This is a genomic window from Psychrobacillus sp. FJAT-21963, from assembly GCF_001420585.1.
Taxonomy (GTDB): Bacteria; Bacillota; Bacilli; order Bacillales_A; family Planococcaceae; genus Psychrobacillus.
Genome location: NZ_LJIY01000009.1, coordinates 6,414 through 26,032, shown reverse-complemented (window position 1 = coordinate 26,032; position 19,619 = coordinate 6,414). Strand labels below are relative to the sequence as shown.

Annotated in this window: 21 protein-coding genes; 8 read left to right on the top strand and 13 right to left on the bottom strand. The window is 36.5% G+C overall.

Annotated features, from left to right (window positions below; translation table 11 throughout):
- Positions 1-134: 134 nt before the first annotated feature.
- Together AN959_RS16710 and AN959_RS16705 are read right to left on the bottom strand one after the other, a co-directional pair.
- Complete coding sequence (locus AN959_RS16710) at positions 135-782, bottom strand: response regulator transcription factor (protein WP_053588315.1); 648 nt, start codon at positions 780-782, stop codon at positions 135-137.
- A gap of 12 nt (positions 783-794) precedes the next feature.
- On the bottom strand, positions 795-1,910 hold the full coding sequence (locus AN959_RS16705) for a GAF domain-containing sensor histidine kinase (protein ID WP_053588314.1): 1,116 nt from the start codon (positions 1,908-1,910) through the stop codon (positions 795-797).
- A 394-nt stretch (positions 1,911-2,304) separates the two neighbouring features.
- Here AN959_RS16705 and AN959_RS16700 point away from each other — a divergent pair, with 394 nt between their 5' ends.
- On the top strand, positions 2,305-2,553 hold the full coding sequence (locus AN959_RS16700; RefSeq protein WP_156350821.1) for a hypothetical protein: 249 nt from the start codon (positions 2,305-2,307) through the stop codon (positions 2,551-2,553).
- A gap of 345 nt (positions 2,554-2,898) precedes the next feature.
- On the opposite strand, the gene AN959_RS16695 is transcribed toward AN959_RS16700, so the two are convergent.
- Positions 2,899-4,617: a phospho-sugar mutase gene (locus tag AN959_RS16695; protein WP_056832806.1), complete on the bottom strand. Its 1,719-nt coding sequence runs from the start codon at positions 4,615-4,617 to the stop codon at positions 2,899-2,901.
- Positions 4,618-4,636: 19 nt separating this feature from the next.
- Positions 4,637-6,178, bottom strand: a complete 1,542-nt coding sequence (locus tag AN959_RS16690; RefSeq protein WP_056832421.1) for a carbon-nitrogen hydrolase family protein — start codon at positions 6,176-6,178, stop codon at positions 4,637-4,639.
- 131 nt (positions 6,179-6,309) lie between these two features.
- On the opposite strand from AN959_RS16690, the gene AN959_RS16685 reads away from it, so the two are divergent.
- The 5 genes from AN959_RS16685 (at position 6,310) to AN959_RS16665 (ending at position 9,258) form a co-directional block, all read left to right on the top strand.
- Entirely contained in the window at positions 6,310-6,741 is a 432-nt protein-coding gene (locus tag AN959_RS16685) for a disulfide oxidoreductase (protein ID WP_056832419.1), read from the top strand.
- Entirely contained in the window at positions 6,738-7,208 is a 471-nt protein-coding gene (locus AN959_RS16680; protein ID WP_056832417.1) for a co-chaperone YbbN, read from the top strand. The genes AN959_RS16685 and AN959_RS16680 overlap by 4 nt, the downstream gene beginning before the upstream one ends.
- Before the next feature lie 102 nt (positions 7,209-7,310).
- On the top strand, positions 7,311-8,162 hold the full coding sequence (locus AN959_RS16675; RefSeq protein ID WP_056832416.1) for an RluA family pseudouridine synthase: 852 nt from the start codon (positions 7,311-7,313) through the stop codon (positions 8,160-8,162).
- A gap of 57 nt (positions 8,163-8,219) precedes the next feature.
- Positions 8,220-8,549: an HIT family protein gene (locus AN959_RS16670; RefSeq protein ID WP_056832414.1), complete on the top strand. Its 330-nt coding sequence runs from the start codon at positions 8,220-8,222 to the stop codon at positions 8,547-8,549.
- A gap of 229 nt (positions 8,550-8,778) precedes the next feature.
- On the top strand, positions 8,779-9,258 hold the full coding sequence (locus AN959_RS16665) for a hypothetical protein (RefSeq protein ID WP_253278940.1): 480 nt from the start codon (positions 8,779-8,781) through the stop codon (positions 9,256-9,258).
- A 73-nt stretch (positions 9,259-9,331) separates the two neighbouring features.
- Here AN959_RS16665 and AN959_RS16660 read toward each other — a convergent pair whose 3' ends face one another.
- The 5 genes from AN959_RS16660 to queG form a co-directional block, all read right to left on the bottom strand.
- Positions 9,332-9,970, bottom strand: a complete 639-nt coding sequence (locus AN959_RS16660) for a VC0807 family protein (RefSeq protein WP_056832413.1) — start codon at positions 9,968-9,970, stop codon at positions 9,332-9,334.
- A gap of 318 nt (positions 9,971-10,288) precedes the next feature.
- Positions 10,289-11,122 carry an aldo/keto reductase gene (locus AN959_RS16655; RefSeq protein ID WP_053588306.1) on the bottom strand — a complete coding sequence of 278 codons (834 nt, stop codon included), beginning with the start codon at positions 11,120-11,122 and terminating at the stop codon, positions 10,289-10,291.
- Positions 11,123-11,161: 39 nt separating this feature from the next.
- Entirely contained in the window at positions 11,162-11,344 is a 183-nt protein-coding gene (locus AN959_RS16650) for a hypothetical protein (protein ID WP_053588305.1), read from the bottom strand.
- A 316-nt stretch (positions 11,345-11,660) separates the two neighbouring features.
- Positions 11,661-12,137 carry a tRNA (uridine(34)/cytosine(34)/5-carboxymethylaminomethyluridine(34)-2'-O)-methyltransferase TrmL gene (trmL, locus tag AN959_RS16645; protein WP_172794396.1) on the bottom strand — a complete coding sequence of 159 codons (477 nt, stop codon included), beginning with the start codon at positions 12,135-12,137 and terminating at the stop codon, positions 11,661-11,663.
- Between the two features lie 9 nt (positions 12,138-12,146).
- Positions 12,147-13,286: a tRNA epoxyqueuosine(34) reductase QueG gene (queG, locus tag AN959_RS16640; protein WP_056832409.1), complete on the bottom strand. Its 1,140-nt coding sequence runs from the start codon at positions 13,284-13,286 to the stop codon at positions 12,147-12,149.
- A gap of 55 nt (positions 13,287-13,341) precedes the next feature.
- On the opposite strand from queG, the gene AN959_RS16635 reads away from it, so the two are divergent.
- Together AN959_RS16635 and AN959_RS16630 are read left to right on the top strand one after the other, a co-directional pair.
- A complete protein-coding gene (locus AN959_RS16635; protein ID WP_056832407.1) occupies positions 13,342-14,031 on the top strand; it encodes a B3/4 domain-containing protein in 690 nt (229 codons plus the stop codon).
- Positions 14,032-14,033: 2 nt separating this feature from the next.
- A complete protein-coding gene (locus tag AN959_RS16630) occupies positions 14,034-14,552 on the top strand; it encodes a hypothetical protein (protein WP_053588301.1) in 519 nt (172 codons plus the stop codon).
- 474 nt (positions 14,553-15,026) lie between these two features.
- Here AN959_RS16630 and AN959_RS16625 read toward each other — a convergent pair whose 3' ends face one another.
- From AN959_RS16625 to AN959_RS16610, 4 genes are all read right to left on the bottom strand, one after another.
- Positions 15,027-15,902, bottom strand: a complete 876-nt coding sequence (locus AN959_RS16625) for a hypothetical protein (protein ID WP_056832405.1) — start codon at positions 15,900-15,902, stop codon at positions 15,027-15,029.
- The gene (locus tag AN959_RS16620) at positions 15,889-16,401 is read right to left on the bottom strand and encodes an RNA polymerase sigma factor (RefSeq protein WP_053588299.1); all 513 of its coding nucleotides are present in this window, start codon (positions 16,399-16,401) and stop codon (positions 15,889-15,891) included. Before AN959_RS16620 ends, AN959_RS16625 begins: the two co-directional genes overlap by 14 nt.
- 117 nt (positions 16,402-16,518) lie before the next feature.
- Positions 16,519-17,955, bottom strand: a complete 1,437-nt coding sequence (proS, locus tag AN959_RS16615) for a proline--tRNA ligase (protein WP_053588298.1) — start codon at positions 17,953-17,955, stop codon at positions 16,519-16,521.
- A gap of 306 nt (positions 17,956-18,261) precedes the next feature.
- Entirely contained in the window at positions 18,262-19,254 is a 993-nt protein-coding gene (locus AN959_RS16610; RefSeq protein WP_056832404.1) for an LLM class flavin-dependent oxidoreductase, read from the bottom strand.
- Positions 19,255-19,619 lie beyond the last annotated feature (365 nt).

The window sequence follows — 19,619 nt, the reverse complement described above, 5'->3', positions numbered from 1 at the left end:
GTTTGGGATGATTGAGCGATAATTTGGTGTTGTTGAGCGATTCTGTCTGAAGATTGAGCGACTCTCCCAAAAGATTGAGCGATACCCAGATTTTTAACAAAAAAACCGATGTATCGCAAGGATACATCGGTTTTTTATTGTCCGCTTGGCTCTGTCAGTCCGTGTTTCACTGCATACAATGCTGCCTGTGTACGATCTTGAACATGAAGCTTTGCGAAAATATTGGATATATGTGTTTTTACTGTTTTTTCCGTTACAAACAGTGAAGAAGCAATTTCTCGATTGCTTTTCCCTTTTGTTAGCTCTGACAATACATCTTGTTCTCTTGGTGTTAAAGGGTGTTCTTCATGTGGACTTATTTCGGCTGGTTCATTTTCTCTTTCTAACTGCGTCGTTGCTTCAGGATGTATCGTATGTTCCCCACGCATTAATTTTCGAATAGCTTCTGCCAGATCATCGGGTTCAATATCTTTTAATTGGTATCCTGCTGCTCCTGCCTTTAATGCTGGAATAACATGATCTCTATCCGAAAAGCTAGTAAGCATTAAAATTTGAATATCTGGAAACTTTTCTTTTATTCGCTTAGTTGCTTGAATTCCATCCATTTCAGGCATAACTAGGTCCATAAGTATAACGTCTGGATGTAAAGAAGCTGTCAACTCTATCGCTTCTCTTCCATTCGTTGCTTCTCCGATAATATCCATATCCTTTTGCGTTTTTAAAAAGAACATTAAGCCTCTTCTAACAACATGATGGTCATCTGCAATCAATACTCGTATCATGCTTACTCCCTCCTAATAAGGTAAACGTACTAAAATTTCCGTACCTTTATTCCATTCTGTCACCCAATCTACTGTTCCACCAACTGCACGTGCTCGATCTCTCATACTCTGTAAACCAATAGAAGGTAAACTTTTCAATTCATTCATATGAAATCCTCTACCTTCATCTTTAACAACTAATAGAATATCCGTCGGAGTAACCGTTAAGTAGAGCTCCGCTTTTAGTACACCTGAATGCTTTCGAACGTTGTTAAGCGCTTCCTGAGCAATTCGAAACAGAGTCTCTTCAATACTCGCTGGCAAATTTACAACCCCTTTTACTTTAACAGTAAGTGTTAATCCTAAAATCTCTCCATACCCTTTTATACCCTCGATGATGCCAGACTCTAAGCCTTTTGGACGTAGCTGCCAGATAAGTGCTCTCATTTCGGTTAGTGCATCTTGCGTTAAATATTGAATTTCTTTAAACGTTTCTTTTATTTCTTTTTGGTCGGTCATTTCAACCCCGCCACGTGCTGTCAACGTCACCGAAAAAAGTAATTGATTAACTGAATCATGTAAATCACGTGCGAGTCTATTTCTTTCCTGTACAAGTGCAACTTGTTGCTCCTGTTTCGTTAAATAAATTCGTTTTATAGCAGAACCGATTTGAAAGGCAACAGATTCAAGAAGAGCAAGTTCCCCTTCTTCAAATCGAATTGTATTCGGTGTTGCTACATTTAATAGTCCAAATTGTTCTTGTCCTGATTGTAAAGGGACCGTTGCATGATGCGTTATGCCACCGTGATCTTCACGATTCATATTTCTTGCATTGACGATTCGTTTACATTCAATAATATTAGAAGCTTTGTTTAAATCACCTTTTTGAAATCTTGTAACACACCAACATCCACCTTTTTGTAAATGTTTGCATTCATTTTCTTGAAGTGCTCTTGGCAACTTTTCATGAGTAATGAGCTGTTGCTTTCCTTTTTTATTGATAAAAAATATCCATCCGGTTTCAAAAATTGTTCCTTCTAAAAGTTTTTGTAGTGCCCCTTGCAGCATCTGTTCCATTTCGGTTTCTTCATTTAAAAACTCAGCTATTTCTTTCAATAATTCTATGTTTGAGAGTTCATTGGATTGCATGTAAACTCCTCCGTATTCCGTAATTTCCTATTCCCATCTTATCATTTTATGTTCGATGATTGTAAAAACAAGACATCATACTTTTGACTGAAACTATTACATTCAAATGAAAAAAATCCGAGTATATAATTTACTCGGATTCAGATTGAAGACTAAAGCCAGTTGGCTACTTGGTCTCATTCATTATTTAGATTTTATGTTGTAACTATTTAAATACTCAAGATTATTCCTGAGAAATAAAGAAAATATTAAGGTAACATTTATTGGTTTGAAGAAGCGTCCGCTCGATACCTGCGGGAAAGCGAGACAGACGAGATCCTGGTGGAGCGTAGAGAGGGCAGTGAAAAAATCTATAGAATTTGACTTTACTAAATAACAAGGAATCGCTTTTTGTTTGGGCACCGTTGATTTCCGTTCCAGGCGGACGCTTTCCGCCGGCATGGCTTCAGCCGCTTCCCTCTCTGCGCTCAGTCCAGGGTCTTCAGCTCATGCACCTGCCGCTTCGCTTTCGGTGCAGAAAACATTTGCTATTCCGGCTGGAGTCGCCACCTTCCACTCCAATCAACTATTATTCGCTTTTCAATTAGAAAACCATCATGCCATTAATAAAGCAAGTTTTTATCACTTAAATTTTTTCAATTAGTATTTTTTGAAAATCGTTGAAAAAGGCGACACTCCTGCGGGAATAGCGTTAGCCGAAGACCCCGCAGCACAGCGAGGAGGCTAAGGCAACGCCCGCGGAAAGGGAGCCGTTTCAACGATTTTCTTATTTATTGGACGACATTTCAGTGCCCTCAGCGTAAAGTAGGAAGGCTAAGAATGCCTCGTTCTGAGGCAACGCCTTCATAACCAACATCGTGTTGGCCCAAGCGGCTCGGTGCTCGCCTGCAGAAAGCGAGCGGTAAGCTTCGGAAAAACTGAATTATCTATATAAATTCGAGTTTGTCTAATCTAAATCCGAGTATATAATTTACTCGGATTGTCTCAATTAATTCAAGAACTTATTCATTTCTGTTGTAAATGCATGTTTAATTGCTTCTAATTTCTCCATACTTTCAGTTTCTGAAGCGCTTGTCACACCAAAATAATACTTTATCTTTGGCTCTGTTCCACTCGGTCTAACACATACCCAAGAACCGTCCGTTAGAAAATATTTAATAACATTTGATTTTGGTAATAACAATTGCTCCTCTTCTCGACCGTCTGCAAATGTTCTCAAAGAAGTTAAATAATCTTCTTGTGAAAGGACTGCTATTCCAGCCACTTCTGCCAAGGTATTTAATCGTAATTGTTCCAGTAAATTTCTAATTGAATTTGCCCCAGTAACACCTTTTTTCGTGACTGAAATGAGACCTTCTAAGTAATAACCATGTCTATCGTATAATGCATGTAAAAGTTCCACTAATGTCATTCCTTGCTCTTTATAGTAAGCAGCTGCTTCTACTATAGCTAGAACACTTTGGATGGCATCCTTATCTCTTGCAAAACTTTTAACTAAATAACCATAGCTCTCTTCATAACCAAATAAAAACTCGAATTGTTTCGTTTCTTCATATTGTTTAATTTTCTCACCAATAAATTTAAAACCTGTTAACACATCTTCCGAACTTGCTCCATGATATTCAGCAATAACACGTCCAAAATCAGAGGTCACAATTGTTTTAAATACTCGTCCATTAGCAGGCATCTCACCTTTTTCTTTTCTTTGTGTCAATAAATACTCTATTAATATCGCACCTGTTTGATTGCCCGTTAATAATTTATAACCTTCGCTCGTTTTAACTGCTAGTCCAACTCGATCTCCATCTGGATCTACCGCAATTAATATATCAGCATCTACTTCGTTGCCATATTGAATAGCATATTCAAAAGCACTCTCTTCTTCTGGATTTGGGGATTTTACTGTAGGGAACTCACCGTTTGGTTCCATTTGTTCTTTTACATAATGGATATGTCTGTATCCTACTTCGTTTAATATCCTCTTCACAGTTTTTCCTGATGCACCGTGAAGAGGTGTAAATACTACTTTTAAATCAGAATTGTTCGCAATTGTTGGATTTTCTTGTACTGTTTTTAATTCATTTATATATGCTTTGTCTATGTCCTCATCTAACCGGACAATTAGGTTTTCATTTAAAGATTTTTGTTTTATTTGGAGTGCATCTCCTGCTTCATTAACATAAGCAATGACTGCATCTGCATCACTTAAGTTCAGCTGAGCCCCATCTTCCCCGTATACTTTGTAACCATTATACTCAGGTGGATTATGACTAGCGGTAATAACGACTCCCATAAATGCTTGTAGTTTGCGAACAGAATAGGAAAGCTGAGGAGTTGTTCTAGGCTCACTATATAAATAGGCTTTAATGCCATTGGACGCTAGTGTATTAGCAGTTTCCTGTGCAAACTCAGGAGAATATCTACGGCTATCATAAGCAATAACCACTCCACGATTCATTGCTTCTGATCCAGCCGCTTTTATATATTCAGCAAGTCCAGTAGTAGCCTTGCGAATCGTATATGTATTCATACGATTCGTCCCGGCTCCAATTTCTCCACGCATTCCACCTGTACCAAACTCTAGGTCACGGTAAAAAGCATCTTCCATTCGTTTATCATCTTTGATCAGTAACTGAAGATCTTCTTTCCAAATAGGTTCTAAATCGGAAAAACTATTCCATTGGTCAAATAATTGTTTATAGGACATATTGCGAAACTCCCATTCCTCATTTTTTATAATCAATACCATAGACGTCATGACGGCGGTCTTTTAAATGCTTTACCGTACCATCTTGTCTTTGACGTCTTAGAATTTCTAAATCGACATCCCCGATTAAGACCATTTCAACATTTGGCTCTGTTTCTCCTACAATTCCATCTCTTGCAAATTCAAAATCGGAAGGTGCAAAGATAGCAGACTGGGCATACTGGATATCCATATTTTCTGTTTGGGGTAAGTTTCCTACAGTACCTGAGATAACAGTATATATTTGATTTTCTACTGCGCGAGCTTGCGCACAATAACGAACACGTAAATATCCTTGACGATCCTCTGTACAAAACGGTGCAAAAATAATATTTGCACCCATATCTGTCGCAATCCTAGCAAGCTCAGGAAACTCGATATCATAACAAATTTGAATGGCAATTTTACCACAATCAGTGTCAAATACTTGAACAGTATCTCCAGAACTAATTCCCCACCATTTCCGTTCATTCGGCGTAATGTGGATTTTATACTGTTTATCGATTGCGCCGTCTCTGTGGAATAAATACGCAATATTATAGATTTCCTCATTTTCTTCCTCTACAAAATGAGATCCAGCAATAATATTAATATTGTAGCGAACAGATAAATCTGCAAATAATTCCATATACTGCGGCGTATATTCAGTTAACTTGCGAACGGCCTGGCTAGGTGAAGGCTCGTCTAAAATTGACATTAATTGTGTTGTGAATATTTCTGGAAATACAACAAAATCCGATTGTGCATCGGAAGCTACATCCACAAAGTACTCGCATTGATGTGCAAACTCTTCAAAGGAATTAATTTTACGCATCATATATTGTACTGCACAAATACGTACTGGGTAGCTCGTTTTAAAATGTCTCTTGGACAAAGGAATATAATCTACATTATTCCATTCCATCAACGTAGCGTATTTTGCAGAAGCCCGATCATCAGGAAGATAATTAGGATTAATACGCATAAGCGTAAATCCGTTCATTAACTGAAATGTTAGGACTGGGTCATATATTTTATGTCGTGATACTGCTGTAACGTATTCTCTTGGTGACATTTCATTAGCGTGTTTATGATAATTAGGAATCCGTCCACCAATAATAATGGACTTTAAATTGAACTGTCTCGCAACGTCTTTTCGACCTTCATATAAACGCTGGCCCACCTTCATTCTACGATAATCCGGATGCACCATCACTTCAATTCCATATAAGTTATATCCGTCTGGATTATGATTCGTTATATATCCTGAATCTGTAACGTCTGACCAGGAATGCCGGTCATCATACTCATCGAAGTTAATAATTAAGCTGGAGCAAGATCCAATTACTTTTCCGTCTAGTTCTGCAACCAATTGCCCTTCCGGAAAAATAGTTAAATGACTTCGTAAATGTGCAACATCCCATGGCTCCATTCCAGGGAAACATAGGCGTGAGATTTCTAAGATGGAATCTATATCTGAAAAAGACATTTGTCTTATAATCATAATTTTTTCAAACTGTGATAAATCGAATTCTTCTGACATTCTGAACGCTCCTCTTTTTATTAACTATTTTATATTATAGCTCTCTTTCCTAAACAGATAAAATAATTTACATACCTTAAAATAACCCTTATACTTTGATTTGAGTTCAAAGTATTTTAAAGGAGCAACCTATGACAAAAAAAATTGAAAATATCTTGTTATTTATGTGGTCAGTGGCTTTAACTGCTACAATTGGTTCCTTATATTTTTCTGAAATCCGAGGGTACGAGCCCTGTGAATTATGTTGGTATCAACGTATTCTCATGTATCCACTCGTCATTATTTTAGGAGTCGCTTACGCGCAAAAAAATGCAAAAATAGCACTTACTTCTCTCATTTTTTCAGTAATTGGTGGTTGTATATCAGCATATCACTATAGCATTCAAAAACTAAGTTTTATGCAAGAAACTGCTCCAACGTGTGGTAGAGTTCCATGTACTGGAGAGTATATAAACTATTTAGGATTTATTACAATACCATTTTTAGCACTTATTGCATTTATTTTAATCGCAATTAGCAGTGTATTAATTTTAAGAAGCATTAAGGAGGAAAAAAAAGGATGAAAAAATTAGCCATTTTCGGCGGAATAATCGTTGTTGTATTTGTATTAATCATCGTCTTAACAAACCAAGCTAATAAATCGAAATTAGCTGACAGTCCCTATGACAAAGAGGATTTAAGCCAATCCACAATTGATTTAATTGATGATGAAAACTACCAAAATATTATCAATCCTGATGAGTTACAAGCAAAAATTGAAAGCGGTGAACCAGTAACTGCCTACTTCTTTAGTCCAGAATGTGTACACTGTAAAGAATTGACGCCTAGATTAACCCCTCTTGCAGAGGAAAACGGTGTAGATATTGTAAAATATAATATCCTTGAATATGAGCAAGGCTGGGATGACTATCAAATCACAGCAACACCAACTTTAGTTTATTTTGATAATGGGAAAGAAGTTGAGCGAGTAGAAGGTGCAGTACCTAACGAAAACATACAAGCCTTTTTCGATCAAGTAGTATTGAAATAATAAAAGTGGAATATTCCCAAAGAGACAAGCATTCGTTATATTTGATAAGCAGAAAGGTCATGACCCAACAGGCATGACCTTTTTTTAAAAGGAGACACGATCATGAACCATACATTCCGTTATACAGTATTAGAAGATGGATTAACAATTGAAACGATTTTACAACAAAAGTGGAAGCTTGGGAAAAAACTTATCCATGATTTGCGCATGCAAAAGGCAGTTAGTGATGTAAACGGAGAGCTTCTGCAATGGAAATCTACTCTTTCAAAAGGAGACATCCTAGTTTTCAAATGGGAAGGGGATGCTTCGAACTATCTTCTTTCTGATCAAATCCCACTTTATGTTGCATATGAAGACGAATATTTACTAATTGCATCTAAACCACGTGGAGTGGCTACTCATCCAAATGAATCAGGACAAAACCATACATTCATGAATACGGTGCAGAACTATTTAGCAAACAATGGCCAAAAGTATGGGGAACATGTCCATCGAATTGATGAGGGGACAAAAGGGTTAGTCGTTATAGCGAAAAATCCAATTGTTAAAGGCATGCTAGATCGAATGCTTGAAAACAAAGAAATTGTTCGCACATATGAAGCTGTAGTCGAGGGGCAAGTGAAAAATAATCATGGTACGATTCGAGCTGCAATCGGAAGTGATCGTCATCATCCTACAAAAAGACGAGTTTCACCTTCCGGCCAACTAGCTATTACACATTATGAAGTAGTTGGTAGACATCCGAATTTCACCAAGGTACACGCAATATTAGAAACAGGACGCACACACCAAATTCGTGTACATTTTGCTCACTTAGGTCATCCGATTGTTGGTGATGATTTATATGGAGCGAAAAAAACACCGACAAAAACTTATGAGCTTCATGCATTCAAAGTTCAATTCGTTCATCCAATTACAGGCGAAGTAATTGTCGTGGAAGATAAAAAGCAATGAAAAATTGACCATTTTGTCACTTGGAAATGATTAAAGATCAAGAAGTTATTTTACAAAATGAAAAGTGTATGTTCATTCAAATTCCACGATGTATTAATTGGTTCAGGTCTTATTGTCCCAATTAGCCATCGTGAAAATGTATTCGACTTAACAGAGGATGAATGGAATACTACATTTTCACTGTTAAAAGAAGTGAAAGCTCTACTAGATGAAAACCTAAGTCCAGATGGATACAACATAGGTTGGAATAGCAGTTCTTATGCTGGACAACATATAATGCATGCACACCTTCACGTTATTCCAAGTTTCAAAGATGAGCCTTATGCAGGTAAAGGAATTAGATACTGGATAAAGAATCCTAAAAACAAACGTGGAAACATAAAATAATTCTCTTCTAAAAAGTATCGGTTCCTTTTACCGATACTTTTTCTGTTTTTTAGGAGTTTATTACAAGATTCTTCTTCGTTTATTAGGGTATTTAAGATAATAGTGTTGATAATATCAATTTAAGGGAAGTGATAAAATCTTTGGTTTTTCAGATTTACTTTCATTAATCATTTCAGCATTTATTATCTTGCCCGTAGTAGTATTTTTGAGAGAAACAGGATACTTAATTGTGAGTAAAATTTTTGGAGTTCAAAATCCTAGGCTTACCATTGGATCTGGTCCTCGGATTTTTAAAATAGGAATTTTTGATGTGCGAAAATATTATCATCTATACAGTTGGTATTCTTATGATTCTATTAAGAGAAAAAGTAAGCCAGCGTATATTTGCATTTACGCTGGCCCGATTCTCATTAATCTACTAGTAGCACTAATTATTAATGCGCTATTAGCAAACGGATACTTACAGGAATACCAAACATTTTTGGAACGTTTTATTTTTTATACATTTTACTTTGTTCTATTCGATATCGTGCCCATGAAAACAATAAATGGAATGCCTAATAATGGAATGATCATTTATGAGATATGCCGATATGGAAAACGAACTGATTACAACGATGAGCCCTTTATCCCGTCAACTTCAGATGTAGAAGAAGAATATCAAGAAAGTATGAAAAAAATAGAAATGGAGAAAGAAAAAGAGAAGTGAATATATAAGAGCAATATCCCTCGTTTTTTTCGATGAGGGGTATTGTTCTGGCCAAAGGTAACGGGATCCATTCTTATACTTTAACCTCCACTTTGCCTTCTAACGTTGTTACTTGTTTTATCTTAATACCTATAAAGACATACCCGATTGCCATAAGAACAGAAAAGGACCCTCCTATAACTCTCGTATAAAGAAGCATAGAACTATAAGCATCCACACCATACTTATAGATAAGCCAAGACTTTACCCCGGCTAAAGCTAACCCCCTCACGACGAATAGCAAGGTTAATAACTGAAACCATATTAATAGCTCTTTTCTAAAAAATAATTTTTTGCTATTCTCTCGTGCATACCCTTGTAGATAGGCTAGATCTACGAAAAAGTACAAAGCAAGTGGTTTTTTTAATGTAAGCGAGCCAAGATAAATTAAACTAAAAGCTAAACCGACAATAACTTGATTCCATAACATTCGTTCAGCTGACCCAGACAGTAAATCTACCAACGTACCAATCAATAGACTTATCAATATAAAAGTTCCCGTAATATTGAATTGACGATCTATCACGAATCGAAAGACTGTGTATATGAAGCCAGGTGAGGTTGACAATAACATAGCCCAATAATCGCCTAGAATCTCCCGTCCATAAGTCCAAATGATAAAAGGGAGAATAATATAAAATAAAATATCCAACCATATCATATTTTTATTCATTTAATTTATCATCCGCCTTTTAAATTTGTGGCTTCAACACTCCACTTAGTTTAGTACAACATACGATTAAATAGACGATTTAGTTTCATATTTAGAAAATAGTCTCTGTTATTTATTGTGTCTTGTTTAGGATGTTAACCTTGTTATTCATTCTTCTCGCACTTGCCACTTTTAAGGCGCACATTCTTAATACTGACAGTTGCCAGCGCGTATGCTATACCTTTTCAAATCTTTACTTAACAACAATAAAGTTAAAAATAACAAAAAAATAGAAAAACACTTACTCTATGTATTTAATAGAATAAGTGTTATTAGTGTTTAATTAAAATTAAAATTATCTGGGTCTGCACCTGTGCGTTCATTCAGATTGAGTGAATCTATGTTTTTCATGTCTTCAAACGATAATTCAAAATCAAATACATTTATATTATCTTCTATTCTAGTTGGTGTTACTGATTTAGGAATTACAATTAAGTCATGCTGTAAGTGCCAGCGTATAATCGTTTGAGCTGGTGATTTACCATATTTTTCACTAATTCTTTGTAGACTAGGTTCGTTTAGTAATCCGCCTCTTGCTAGAGGGGACCATGAAGTTACCGCAATACCCTGCTCCGCACAATATTCACGAAGATCAAATTGTGTCAAGCGAGGATGACATTCGATTTGATTGACCATTGGCTTAACATTTGCCTTTGCAGCAATTGCTTCCAAATGGTGCTGATGGTGGTTTGAAACACCCGTTGCACGAATCAGCTTTTCTTCATATAAGCGTTCAATCGCACGGTACGTGTCTACAAAAGTATCTTTTACTGGCCAATGTGTTAAATATAAATCTATGTAATCTAGTCCTAATAATTCTAAAGACTTCTCAAATGCTTTTAAGGTTTGATCATATCCTTGGTCCGTGTTCCAAACTTTAGTTGTTACGAAAATATCTTCACGGGAAACAGATGAATTGCGTACAGCTTCTCCGACTTCTTTCTCATTCGCGTAAAGGGAAGCTGTATCAATATGACGATAACCTACATCAAGTGCTGCTGTAATTGCTTGAAGTGCGATATCCGGTTCCGTCATTTTATATACACCTAAACCAATTCGTGGCATTTCTACACCGTTTGCAAGTTGTTTCGTCGAGTTTATATGTAATTCCATTGTCCTCATCCTTTCTTATAAGGAAAACGACTGATTGAATCAGTCGTTTTCTCTTTTCTTCATCTTACTAACATCATCCGACTGGGCTGGGTCTGATACACGATTATCTTGCTCCAGCTCGTTATTGTCTCTCAGCCTATCCATCTGTTTACCTAGTAACTTCACTTCTTCCATATTCGTTGCCATCGAACCGTTTTCTGGACCATTTTTCAAATTACTCATTTAAAAAATCACTCCTTTTCTTTATGGTAGATGAATAATTAGAAGGTTGCAACTTTCAAAAGAAACATTTTAGACATAATTACACTTTTTCGCAATATTTCTTTTTCAAACAAAGTAGGGTATACTTAGTTCAGAATATATAGAGGAGGCACTCGATATGAAACTTATCCTTATTCTTGGCGTTTGTGTATCATTCCTTACTGCTATTTTTAAAGCAGGTTACGATGACAAACCAGGTGCATCTGAGAAGTAATAAATATTAAAAACGGACGAGTCTCAAAAGACTACGTCCGTTTTTTTATGACTAGTGCTTCTATTAATGAAGACCAGGATAATTTTGCTGTCTTAATGCTTCATAAATAAGAATAGCTGCAGTATTAGATAAATTTAACGAACGGATATTGTCGTTCATTGGAATACGTAAGCAACGGTCGGGATGGGCATCAATAATTTCTCGTGGCAACCCTTTCGTTTCACGCCCAAAAATAAAGAAATGATCCTTTTCTCCATCACTAAAATCATAGGTAGTATGAGGTTTTGCCCCAAATTTAGTAATTAAATAAAATAGCCCTTCAGGAAACGCGTCAAAAAATTCTTCTAAACCATCATAATACGTAATATCTACATGTTCCCAATAATCAAGACCTGCACGCTTTAACATTTTATCGTCTGTAGAAAATCCTAGAGGACGTATTAAATGTAATTTCGCTCCTGTTCCTGCGCATGTTCTTGCGATATTTCCAGTATTAGCTGGAATTTCTGGTTGATATAACACTACATTAATGCTCAACATTTCCACTTCCTATTTCTCTATAGTATAGAATTGAAGCCCTTTACGAATTTCTTCTAGTACTTCATTGTTTTCTTCTTTTTGTTCTGCTTTCTTCAGTGCTACTAGTCCATCTTCTGTGTTTATTTTACCAATTGCCCATGCAGCTGTTCCTCGAATAACAGGTCGTGCATCATTTTCAAGCAATTCTATCAGTTTTGGTACTGCGGCTACTTCTTTAAAATGCGCTAATGCTATAATTGCATTTCGCTGTATTGGATTTTTTCCTCTCCAAGCACCAGACATATGTCCATATGTTTCTTTGAAGGTTCGATTAGTCATTTCTAACATTGGCATAAGTAGTGGCTTCACGAGCTCGGGATCTGGCTGAAAAGCTGGTTGATGCAAATTAGCTTTTCCTTTATTTTTGGGGCAAATAGTTTGGCATGTGTCACAGCCATAGATTCTGTTTCCAATCTTTGCACGAAATTCATCCGGAACCATGGTTTTTGTTTGGGTTATAAATGCAATACATCGCTGAGCATTTAATTGTCCTCCTTCTATTAGAGCTCCAGTTGGACAAATATCTAAGCAAAGCCTACAATCACCACATTGTTCCTCCATTTGTTCGCTCGGAGAGAATGGAATAGATGTAATCATCTCACCTAAGTATACATAGGAGCCGAACTCCGGCGTAATAATGGAACAATTTTTTGCGCTCCAACCAATACCAGCTCTCTCTGCAACTGCGCGATCAGAAAGTTCTCCTGTGTCTACCATGGAACGCAACCTTGCATTTGGTATATGCGTTAATATATATAACTCTAAAAGTGCTAGTTTCTCACGTAGCACAGTATGATAATCTATCCCCCATGAAGCTCTTGCAAAAATACCACGTCTCGCCCCTTTGACACTTAAAGGCGCATCTTTCATTTTTGATGGATACGCAATGGCAATAGATATAATACTCTCTGCTTCCGGAAGCAAGAGATCTGGCTGAGTTCTTTTCTCTATATCAGGCTCTTCAAAACCAGAAGCAAATTCTAGCTCTTGTTGGCGAATCAATCTATTTTTTAATTCATGGAAAGGAGAAGCAGAAGTAAATCCTATCTTATCAATCCCAATAGAAGCAGCATATTCAATTAGTTCTTGTTGAAATTGGTTTATATTCACAATTGTTCTCCTTTCTTATGGTAAACTAAAGAAAATATGTGTAAGGATGGTTATTATGCTTGTAAAAATGGATAATTCTTTATTACAAATAGACCCTACCTTTAAAATAGGCATTATACATTATACCAAAATTGTTGTAACTTCTTCCCCTCAAATGCTTAAAGGACGCCTCCAATTATTTCAAGAACAGCTGTTTTTTGAAATGGAGGACAAAGCGATAACTGAATTCGCTGGAATAAAAGAATGGCGTATTTTATGGAAAAAATTCGGGGCTGACCCAAATCGATACCGACCATCAGTTGAAGCACTATATAGACGGATTGCAAAACAAAATTATATCACACCTATGCATTCTGCTGTTGATCTAAATAACTTTTTCTCGATGCGTTATGAAATACCGATGGGAATTTATGATGTAGATAAGATTCAAGGAGATATTACAATATCTCTTGGTAATGAAGAAACGGTTTACGAAGGGCTAAATGGACGTGAAAATAAATTGAATAACATCCTTACTTTACAAGATACATATGGTCCATTCGGAAGTCCATTTGTTGATTCTAAAAGAACTGCTGTAACGGAGAACACAAAAAATGCTATTCAAATTGTTTTTCTCCGGCCATCAATGGGTGAAGTAGACGCTCTTCAATTAGTTGAGTCCATGGGAACTATGTTTACCCAAATCCATGGAGGAGAAGCGTACTCTACTGTTTTACACGATGACCAAATAGAAAGGGGAATATAGATATGCCGAATATATCATTAGCAGAAGCAGTTAAACTAAAGAGTTTATTAATGAAAAGAGTTCATGAACTGGAAGAAGAAATTATGCGTGTTGCTTATAAAATTATAGAGAAAGACACTGTTCCAGAAGTTGGACCACGAACAGTTTCAGTAGTAGACAATGAAATTACCGAAACACGTAAAGACATCCGTACACTTGATCGACTCATCTATGAAGCAAATATTAACAACACGGTTATGTTTAAAGACAAAGCATATACCATTGTGGAGGCAATTGAATTAGCAACACAAATGAGAGCCCAAGCTCGAATTTATAAACAGCTAGGGGCTGCTGAAAAAGAAAGAGTGCAATACGGATATGGAGGCGAAGGAGCTACATATATTCAAATTGCGTTATTCAATCCAGAAGAATATCGTTTAAATGCTCTACAATATGAAAAAGAGGCAAATAAACTTTCAGGACTCATTAATGCTAAAAACTATGCAATAAGCCTTAACTTCGACGACGAAAAGTATGCATAATCCTTGGTAAGGTGAGACTCCTTGCCAAGGCATAGTTAGGAAATCATTTAACCCTACCGGCAAACCAATGACCTGTAACTTTTCACCATGTTACCAGTGACTAATGACTAACTATCGCAAACGTTAACTCAATTAGTTTCTCTGGATTTCCTACTATGAAAAACGCTCCTTCCACTATTGTGGTAGGAGCGTTTTAGATTTTGTACCCGTTAATTTCCGTTTCAGGCGGACGCGGTCCGCCGGCATGGCTTCAGCCGCTTCCCTTGCTTCTGCGCAAAGCTCGTCGCAAAAAAACAATGCTCCTGCGCAAGCTCGTCGCAAAAATTAATTTCGCTACGCTCTGTCCAGCAGCGCAGCGAGGAGGCTAAGGCAACACCCGAGGAAAGGGAGCCGTTTCAACGATTTTCTTATTTATCGGCCGACATTATTTATTTATAATGAGACAACTACATTATAAATACAAAGTTTCTTTGTCTAGTTCTCAAATAATCCCGTCTCCTCCCCATCAATAAGTAGTCTCCATGAGCCATGTTCCCCCCATGTAATTTCACCTGAATAATGATAAATTGTCTGATTGGTATTAGCATCTATTGCGGAACTATCAAGTTGAAACATAGAAGTTTCCTTTACGTTTCCTTTTTCATCGATTAGCTTTACTTCTATTTTTTCTTTATCACCAATGGTACTTTCTATATTCAATTCACTTTCTTTACCAACAGGAATCTCCTTTGGTGAATTCAGTAATGTATAATGCTTTGTTTTCGGAAATGGTGGTAACACATTAATAGTAAATGATTCATACAAACGATCCTCCACGTAAAAGGATAACTGCCAGCCCCCCTCTGTTGGAAATGGAATAAAGCTAGTTAATGCATGAGCATCCTCACTATTTAAACCACTAGATAGAATCCCTTTAGTCAATTCAATATTTTTACCATTCATACCTTCCGCTTCTACTCGATAATTCTTTCCTACAAGCTTTTCGACATCTCCCCAAAAGTAAAGCATGAGCTTTGCCCCTCGTCTTCTGTCTTCCGCAATAAATTGCTCTTTAGATACAAGTATTCCTATTTTCCCTTCTACTCCAATAACCTGCTGATTTCTATCAGGTAATGTAAAAATCGCTCCATGTTGCACATTATAGTTATTAAAGAGGCTACTAGTTAAAAAAAGAAATAATAGAATGATAGCTAGGCTTAAAAAAGACATGATTGGTTTTAAAGAAGTCCAATATTTTTGAGTAGTTCTCTTTGATTTCAATAAATAAAGTATTTTATTCCTTTTATCAATTTCTAATGAATATTGGGGGAAGTTTTTTAATTTTTCTTCAAGACTCTTATATTCTTCCATGTTCAAACCCCTCCTTTTCCAGCAATTCTTTCAATTTTTTTAAGGAACGGTGGTACAGAACATTTACGTTATTCTCGTTACTTCTGATCACTAAACCGACTTCCTTGGATGACATTTCCATAATCCCTTTTAAAATAATTATTTCTTTATAATGAGCTGGCAGTTGGTTTATTGTATGATATAAAACGCTATTATCTTGGTTTATCATTATGTTTTGTTCCATATTTATAAGAATATCTTGTTCTTTTATAAATAGATGTCTTATTTTATTCCAAACATTACTTTTTCGATATTGGTCAATCACCATATTTCTTGCTATCGATACTAGCCACGTTTTAGGGTGCCCATTTTTCTTATAGACCGTCATTTTTTTCATAGCCCTTAGAAAGGTTTCTTGGACGAGATCTTCTACGTCTATTGATCCCGTATAATATATTAGATAACTAGTAACATCCTTTTCATATAACTCAAACCATTCTTCTATTAGATGCTTCTCCAAAGAATTCCTCCTCCCTCTATTTATTAGACGAATCTCTTGCTTTAATCTTACACATTTTTTATGAAATAAAAAAACAACCATTGTCTATGCAATGGTTGTTTAGAATGTAAGATTAAATTAATATGCGCGACCGAACCATACAGTATGTTTTGATTCTTTTCCACAGTTGATACATGTAGACTTTTCAGCAGGTGGATTGAATGGAATGTTACGTGTTGTGAATTTAGTTTCTTCTTTTACATGCTCTTCACAAGCGTCATCTCCACACCAACCAGCAAGAATCCAGCCAGGAATTTCCCCATTTTCAGTAGAGTTCGAAAGATGGTGTTTTAACTCCTCCAGTGAATTTACATGTGTATGTGAGTTTTGATCACGGAATGCACGTGCTTTTTCTAGTAAACGTGTTTGCATTGTGTTTAGTTCTTCCTCAATACGCTCCACTAAATTAGCAAGGTCCACTGAGAATTTATCTGCCTCATCACGTGCTTTCATTAACGCTTGATTGTTTTCTAAATCACGAGGTCCTAATTCAACACGAACTGGAACACCTTTTAGTTCCCATTCATTGAATTTATAGCCTGGAGATTGATCGGAATCATCTAGGCGCACACGAATACCTTTTGTTTTTAATGCTACAAATAGTTCATCCAGTTTTTCCATAATTGCAGGATTCTTCTTCCAAGGTCCCACTGGAATCAATACAACTTGGGTTGGAGCAACACGTGGTGGTAAGACTAAACCTTGCTCATCCCCATGCACCATTATTACAGAACCGATTAAACGAGTAGAAGTTCCCCACGAAGTTGTATGAACATGTTCATGTTTGTTTTCTTTATTTAAATATTTAATATCAAATGCTTCAGCAAACTTTGTTCCAAGGTAATGAGATGTACCTGCCTGAACTGCTTTTCCATCCTTCATCATTGCTTCGATAGAATACGTATCTACAGCTCCTGCAAATCGTTCTGAAGGTGTCTTTTGTCCATCATATACTGGAATAGCCAAAAGTTCTTCAACAACCTCTTTATAAATGTTTAGCATTTGCATCGTTTCTTTACGAGCTTCTTCCTCATCTACATGTGCAGTGTGCCCTTCTTGCCATAAAAATTCGGACGTACGGATGAAAGGAAGAGTTTTCTTTTCCCAACGGAATACGTTTGCCCATTGGTTTATTAACACTGGAAGATCACGATAACTTTTGATCCAATCGGAATATAAGTGTCCGATCATCGTTTCTGAAGTTGGACGAAGTGCTAAACGTTCTTCCAATTGTTCACCAGCAGCTTCCGTTACCCATGGAAGCTCTGGAGAAAATCCTTCGATGTGATCTTTTTCTTTTTGGAAAAACGATTCTGGAATTAGCATTGGGAAATAAGCATTACGATGTCCAGTTTCTTTAAAACGTTTGTTCATTTCTTCTTGAATGTGCTCCCAAATTTCAAAGCCATCTGGTTTGAATGCGATGCATCCGCGAACAGGCGTGTAATCCATTAAATCTGCTTTCTGAATCGTTTCAATATACCATTTTGTAAAATCATTCTGTTGTGTAGACATCTACTTTTCCTCCTTTAAAATAAAAAAAGTGTAAAAACTCCCCTATAAAAAGGGCGTCTTTACACTGGATAGACACGGTACCACCTTTAATTAGTTCGCAAATTTAGCGAACTATCTCAAACGTTGGTTAACGACAACGAACCGGTTATGTTTACATAACATCTCCGTGGTAGGTTTCAACAAGAAGCGGTGATATAGCTCTCAGCAATTGCTATATTTTCTGTTTCACAATTCTCATTTACTTGGTCACATCGTAGACTGTATTACTAATAATATACCAAATACTCGCAATTAATACAATGAGTCTTAAAACAATTCAGCCGCTAACAATCGATACACATCTAAACGCTTCTCTTGTGAATGTGGGATACTACAGATCATCGCTTCGTCAAAGCCATACATTTCTTGTTCATCTTGTAAAATCGTTGCAACTTCTTTTGCACTTCCAACTAAATGTATCTTACGATTTTCTTGAATCATCATTCGATCCATTTCAGTTAATGGATACTCTTGTGCTTCTTCTGGTGTCATCGTTTGCATTATCGACCCTCTCATTAAAGAAAGTCTAGAAATATCTTGAGGAAGTGCTTGAAACTCTGCTTCTTCTTTTGTTTCAGCTACTGTAGCTAAGTAAGTCACAGAAATCTTTGGTTTCTCCATAAAAGCTGAAGCTTGAAAGTTCTTTCTATATGCTTCTAAAATTTCCTTACTCATTCCACCATTGAAAAACTGTGCAAACGAATACCCAACACCCATACGTCCTGCCTGAATTGCACTATTACCACTGGACCCAAGTAACCATGCCTCCGGTAACATTATGTTATAAGGTGTCGCGATTGTTTTATTATATAGGCTATCTTCCGGCACTTCATCGTTCATTAGCTTTAGAGCTGTTTTAAATTTCTCATACATATTATTCAACATTGGCTGGCGCCCCTCAGATAAAGCATAAATGGAATAGTTATCCCCACCTGGAGCTCGGCCAACTCCAAAATCAATTCGGCCAGGTGAAAAAGCACTTAGCGTTTTAAATACTTCTGCAAGTTTTAACGGAGAATAATGCATCATCATTACTCCACCGGTTCCAATGCGTATATTTTTCGTTTTGGCAGCAAGATGAGTGGCTGTTATCTCAGGTGATGAACTAGCAAAAGCTTTTGTTCCATGATGCTCTGCCATCCACATTCGATAATATCCTAGCTTATCCGCCAATATAGCTAACTCTTCCGCTTTTTTTAGGGCTCCCTCTGCTGTATTACCTTTTGTTATAGGAGCTTGATCTAGTACGCTTAATCTCATCGCAATACTTCCTTTCACTTCAACCGTTCCTTATGTATTACGATAACTTTCAATAACCTCCATGTAAATTTTTATGCCTAACTACCAGCATACTTCCGTTTCTTAAATCAGACATATAAACCAAAATAAAAAAGCTTATAAATGCTAATAATTCAACATTTATATGCTTATCGTTATGAATATTACTTATGGAAAAGCCCTTTATGCCCAATGTAACTTTTGATGGGATCTGTCTTCTATTCTTATTTCATCATAAATTTTCTTTGCTTTTTCTTGTGCTTCTGTTTTTGATTTCGCATATACATCGATAATTTTTCCTTCAATAATAAAATTATATTTTTTTATCATTCTATATTTCCTCCTTC